The 4797-nt window shown below is 55.4% G+C and carries 6 protein-coding genes; 4 read left to right on the top strand and 2 right to left on the bottom strand.

Annotation, left to right across the window (positions count from 1 at the left end):
• Nucleotides 1-225 (top strand): hypothetical protein (locus tag H8S59_RS26855; protein ID WP_214658480.1); only part of this gene is annotated, 225 nt, incomplete at its 5' end.
• A 58-nt stretch (nt 226-283) separates the two neighbouring features.
• Here the strand turns inward: H8S59_RS26855 and H8S59_RS26070 are convergent.
• Nucleotides 284-763: an Lrp/AsnC family transcriptional regulator gene (locus H8S59_RS26070; protein WP_095101909.1), complete on the bottom strand. Its 480-nt coding sequence runs from the start codon at nt 761-763 to the stop codon at nt 284-286.
• A gap of 194 nt (nt 764-957) precedes the next feature.
• Here H8S59_RS26070 and H8S59_RS26075 point away from each other — a divergent pair, with 194 nt between their 5' ends.
• Nucleotides 958-1974, top strand: coding sequence for a 1-aminocyclopropane-1-carboxylate deaminase (locus tag H8S59_RS26075; RefSeq protein ID WP_027899734.1), 1017 nt, complete (start codon nt 958-960; stop codon nt 1972-1974).
• Nucleotides 1975-2118: 144 nt separating this feature from the next.
• On the opposite strand, the gene H8S59_RS26080 is transcribed toward H8S59_RS26075, so the two are convergent.
• Complete coding sequence (locus H8S59_RS26080; RefSeq protein ID WP_187523288.1) at nt 2119-2586, bottom strand: transketolase; 468 nt, start codon at nt 2584-2586, stop codon at nt 2119-2121.
• Nucleotides 2587-2818: 232 nt separating this feature from the next.
• Between H8S59_RS26080 and H8S59_RS26085 the strand changes: the two genes are divergently transcribed.
• Together H8S59_RS26085 and H8S59_RS26090 are read left to right on the top strand one after the other, a co-directional pair.
• Nucleotides 2819-3298, top strand: coding sequence for an Lrp/AsnC family transcriptional regulator (locus tag H8S59_RS26085; RefSeq protein ID WP_187523289.1), 480 nt, complete (start codon nt 2819-2821; stop codon nt 3296-3298).
• 703 nt (nt 3299-4001) lie between these two features.
• Nucleotides 4002-4766: an SDR family oxidoreductase gene (locus H8S59_RS26090; protein ID WP_122396120.1), complete on the top strand. Its 765-nt coding sequence runs from the start codon at nt 4002-4004 to the stop codon at nt 4764-4766.
• Nucleotides 4767-4797: the final 31 nt, after the last annotated feature.

Raw genomic sequence — 4797 nt, forward strand, 5'->3', positions numbered from 1 at the left:
AGTGAGCCTGAGACTGCGCAATGCCTGGGTAGGAGCGAACTTGTTCGCGAGGCGGCGTGCCTGAAGAACCCGTCAGCCTTTCTCGCCAACAAGTTGCCTCCTACCTTTGAGCGCGGTGAGCCTGAGACTGCGCAATGCCTGGGTAGGAGCGAACTTGTTCGCGAGGCGGCATGCCTGAAGAACCGCGTCAGCCTTTCTCGCCAACAAGTTGCCTCCTACCTTTGAAGGCGGTGCGATGCCTGAGAGATCGCATTTAATCCCTTCGGCTTTGCACCGTCTCAACTCACAACGGGATCATCGTCGTCGACAGCACCGAACGCAGTCCCATGAATGAGCGGATCTGGCGCACGCCTGGCAGGTACAGCAACTGCTCGGCGTGCAGTCGGTTGAAGCTCTGGCTGTCTCGGGTACGCAGCATCATCAGGTAGTCGAATTCCCCCGTCACCACATGCAGCTCCATGCAGCCCGAGATTTTCTGCGCAGCGGTCTCGAACGCCGAGAATGACTCCGGGGTCGAGCGATCCAGCACTACCCCAATGATCACCACCATCCCCGCATCCAGCGCTTCGTAATCCAGCACCGCCACAATCTTCTTGATCAGCCCTGCCTGCTTCAGCCGTTCAACCCGTCGCAAGCACGCAGGAGCGCTGAGCTTGACCTTTTCCGCCAGCGCGACGTTAGAAATCGAGGCATCTTTTTGCAGGGCTTTGAGAATGGCCCGGTCAATTCGGTCGGTAGTGCTGGCGTCTGCGCTGGTAGTCATTTCGGCAGTGATCTTTTATTGCGTGATTAGAATAATTCTAACAATTTAATTAGGCTAAATCTTTAATGGATTAATAAAGAGCCGAAAATAACCTTCAGTTTGCAACCCGTTTTTTTGCTCGTTTCCTTAACATTAAGTCCATCGCAAGCACTGCAGAACGTGCCTGGATACTCTCAATATCAAGGAGCCCTGTTATGAATCTGAGCAAATTCAAGCGCTACCCTTTGACGTTTGGCCCTTCGCCCATCACGCCTCTCAAACGACTCAGTGCGCATTTGGGTGGCAAGGTCGATCTGTATGCCAAGCGTGAAGACTGCAACAGCGGTCTGGCCTTTGGCGGTAACAAGACCCGCAAGCTTGAGTACCTCATTCCAGAAGCGCTGGAGCAGGGTTGCGACACGCTGGTGTCCATTGGCGGCATTCAATCCAACCAGACGCGTCAGGTGGCTGCCGTGGCTGCTCACCTGGGCATGAAGTGCGTGCTGGTTCAGGAGAACTGGGTCAACTATTCCGATGCGGTGTATGACCGGGTCGGCAACATCGAGATGTCGCGAATCATGGGCGCTGATGTGCGCCTGGACGCAGCCGGATTCGACATCGGCATTCGTCCGAGTTGGGAAAAAGCCATGTCGGACGTTGAGGAAAGCGGCGGGAAGCCTTTCCCGATTCCTGCTGGTTGTTCCGAACATCCTTACGGCGGACTGGGCTTTGTTGGCTTCGCCGAAGAAGTCCGCGAGCAGGAAAAAGAGCTGGGCTTCAAGTTCGATTACATCGTGGTCTGCTCGGTAACCGGCAGCACCCACGCGGGCATGCTGGTGGGCTTTGCCGCCGACGGTCGCGCCCGCCGGGTGATCGGTATCGATGCGTCGGCCAAGCCGGAAAAGACCAAGGCGCAGGTTCTGCGTATTGCACAGAACACCGCGAAGCTCGTGGAGTTGGGGCAGGACATCACCGAGGACGACGTCATCCTCGATACGCGTTTCGCTTATCCGGAATATGGTCTGCCGAATGAAGGCACCCTTGAAGCAATCCGCCTGTGCGCTCGAACCGAAGGCGTACTGACTGACCCTGTGTATGAAGGCAAGTCGATGCACGGCATGATCGAAATGGTCCGCAACGGCGAATTCCCGGAAGGCTCGAAAGTGCTCTACGCCCACCTGGGTGGTGTGCCTGCGTTGAGTGCTTACAGCTTCATCTTCCGTAATGGTTGATAGTTTGGCTTCATAGCTTGAATTGGAATGCTGCTTCTTTTGTGGGAGTAGAGCTTGCTCGCGATAAGAGCACCGCGCATTGCAGGTCGATCGCGCCTAGCCTTATCGCGGGCAAGCACCGCTCCCACATGAATAATCTCCTCATCAAACCCCAATAAACCGCTCCTCCAGAATGTTCTTCGCCAACGCGCTGACCTTCGCCAGTATCTCTTCAACCTGCTGATCCATGGCATCTGTTGATAAGTCCGATTCGCTCAGCCTGACCACATGCAACTGATGGCCGCACACTGAACCCAGCCAGGTGAGTTGCGGCGATGGGCTTTCTTCGATATCCAGCAGATAACAGCCTTTCGATACCGAGCGCAGCAGTTGGCTGGCATGGCAGCGGGTGTCCAGGTTGGGTGCGGCTTGACTCGATTCCGCCTTCAGCCAGTCGTCGAGAAACTCGTTGGGCTCTCTGACGTGCAGATAAGCGACCTGATCCCAATCATCCACCTCACTGCGCAGACGCTCGCTGATGTAACCGGGCAATCCGGCACGCGTAACGATGACGACTCCAACTTCCGGGGAGGGTGCTTTAACCCACACTGCAGATTCCGATATCCCAAGCATGACGGCGCTCCTGGCGGCTTGAAGGTGCACGTTTTTCTGAGTTCTAAACTACTGAAAGTCCGCTGGGGTTTCCTACCTATTAAGGCCCTTGAACCGGAAGGTCTTACCTGTGGAGATAGCCGTACGGATGAACATTCACTCTGAGGTGTTTTTTGCGGGTAGTTGTTCATGTACCGGCACGATTTGCGCATGAATGCCGGTCTGCCCCATTCATTCAAGGAGGTCCCGGACGATGAAAGAGCAGCCTCAAACGCCTGAAGTGACGGTGCAGGAGCGCAAGATCCTGCGGGCGCTGCAGGTCGATGGCCGTATCAGCAATGCAGACCTCGCCAAAAAGGTTGGTTTGAGTACCACTGCGTGCTGGAACCACACGCGGCGGCTTTACGAGAACGGCATCATTAAAAGCGTGCGCGCCCAGATTGACCCCAATGCAGTGCAGCAAGGCACGGTGGTGCTTATCGGTGTGGTGCTGGACCGGTCGACACCCGAAAGCTTTGCCACCTTCGAAGCGGCCGCCCGTGAACTACAACAAGTGCTGGAATGCTGGCTGGTGGCGGGGGATGTGGATTACTTCATGAAAATCCGGGTTCGGGATCTACCGGCGTTCAACCAGCTGCACAATACGAAGATTATTGCGCTGCCAGGCGTGCGGCAGGTGCGGACTTTTTTCGTGCTGAATGAAGTGAAGTCCGATGGTTTGCTGTTGATCTGATGAGTGCCCTCAAACATCACTCGGCGAATTGTGGAAAACAATTTTGAAGAGCCGCCAAACCGCGACATAAAGCCGCTGCAAATGCTTGTTTTGTCACGCTTTTGACTTGTTCAGGATTACTGTGGAACTGCCTGTGAATAACGTGGGAGCATCTGGCTGCAGGCCTCGTAGAACGTGGCCTGTAGGCTTTTGGTTAAAATATGTACAGTGCTTTTTGGGTGTGCTTTGAGGCCATTTGTCAACGTTGCCAGGGCTGGTTTTTCATACAGGTATTTTGCGTCCTATGCCTGTGGATAAGTCTGTGGGCAAGCGTTGGAAATAGTTCGCAAACCGGCAGCGGATATAGCCTGAAGCTGTTACGAGAGAATTTCGTCCTTGCTGATGTTTCATTGGCGTTACACGGGAAGGAAATGACGTCAAGGGAAAAACCGCTCTGGTGCTCCTTCAGCCCCCGCAATCCGCGGGCTGTGCAGGAGAGAGTTGCCCACGGATATTGTGGGCCTGGCTGTGGATAACGTGGGTAAAACCCCGTTTGACCCCAGCTACGACTGGTCCGGCGGTATCTGGTTGTTTTTTGTACAAAAAGTACATTGTTTTATCCACAGACTTGCTCCAGACCTCTTTGGGCGGGCATTCTGCTGGGCTTGTTTATTTATCGTTATTAACCGGTCTGCACTCAGGTGCGGCACATCAGGAGAATGAAATGACTTCCACTGTGTTCATTACTGGCGCTACTTCCGGGTTTGGCGAAGCCTGTGCCCGTCGCTTCGCACAAGCGGGCTGGTCGCTGGTGCTGACCGGTCGCCGTGAAGAGCGTCTCAATGCCCTCAGCGCTGAACTGTCCAGGCAGACCAAAGTGCACACGCTGGTGCTGGATGTGCGTGATCGCGCCGCCATGGAAGCGGCCATTGAAAGCCTGCCTGCCGAGTTCGCGACCATTCAGGGGTTGATCAACAACGCCGGCCTTGCTCTGGGTATCGATCCTGCGCCCAAGTGCAGCCTGGATGACTGGGACACCATGATCGACACCAACATCAAAGGCCTGGTCTACAGCACTCGTCTGCTGCTCTCGCGCCTGATTGCTCATGGTCGCGGTGCAAGCATCGTGAACGTGGGTTCGGTGGCGGGTAACTATCCGTACCCGGGCGGCAATGTTTACGGCGGCACCAAAGCTTTCGTCGGGCAGTTCTCCCTCAACCTGCGCAACGATTTGATCGGTACGGGTGTGCGCGTTACCAACCTTGAACCAGGCCTGTGCGAAAGTGAGTTCTCACTGGTGCGCTTCGGTGGGGATCAAAGCAAATACGACGCGACTTACGCCGGTGCAGAAGCGATCCAGCCGCAGGACATCGCGGAGACCATCTTCTGGATCATGAACACCCCGGCCCACGTGAATATCAACAGCCTGGAATTGATGCCGGTCAGCCAGACCTGGGCAGGCTTTGCGGTTGATCGTAATCGCGGTTGATTTGAGCGATGCAATGACGTGGGACCGGCTT

This window comes from Pseudomonas folii (assembly GCF_014357575.1).
GTDB lineage: Bacteria > Pseudomonadota > Gammaproteobacteria > Pseudomonadales > Pseudomonadaceae > Aquipseudomonas > Aquipseudomonas folii.

Excerpts from the sequence above, each read along its gene's own strand:
- H8S59_RS26070 (WP_095101909.1), bottom strand. The coding sequence starts at position 763 with ATGACTACCAGCGCAGACGCCAGCACTACCGACCGAATTGACCGGGCC.
- H8S59_RS26075 (WP_027899734.1), top strand. The coding sequence starts at position 958 with ATGAATCTGAGCAAATTCAAGCGCTACCCTTTGACGTTTGGCCCTTCG.
- H8S59_RS26080 (WP_187523288.1), bottom strand. The coding sequence starts at position 2,586 with ATGCTTGGGATATCGGAATCTGCAGTGTGGGTTAAAGCACCCTCCCCG.
- H8S59_RS26085 (WP_187523289.1), top strand. The coding sequence starts at position 2,819 with ATGAAAGAGCAGCCTCAAACGCCTGAAGTGACGGTGCAGGAGCGCAAG.
- H8S59_RS26090 (WP_122396120.1), top strand. The coding sequence starts at position 4,002 with ATGACTTCCACTGTGTTCATTACTGGCGCTACTTCCGGGTTTGGCGAA.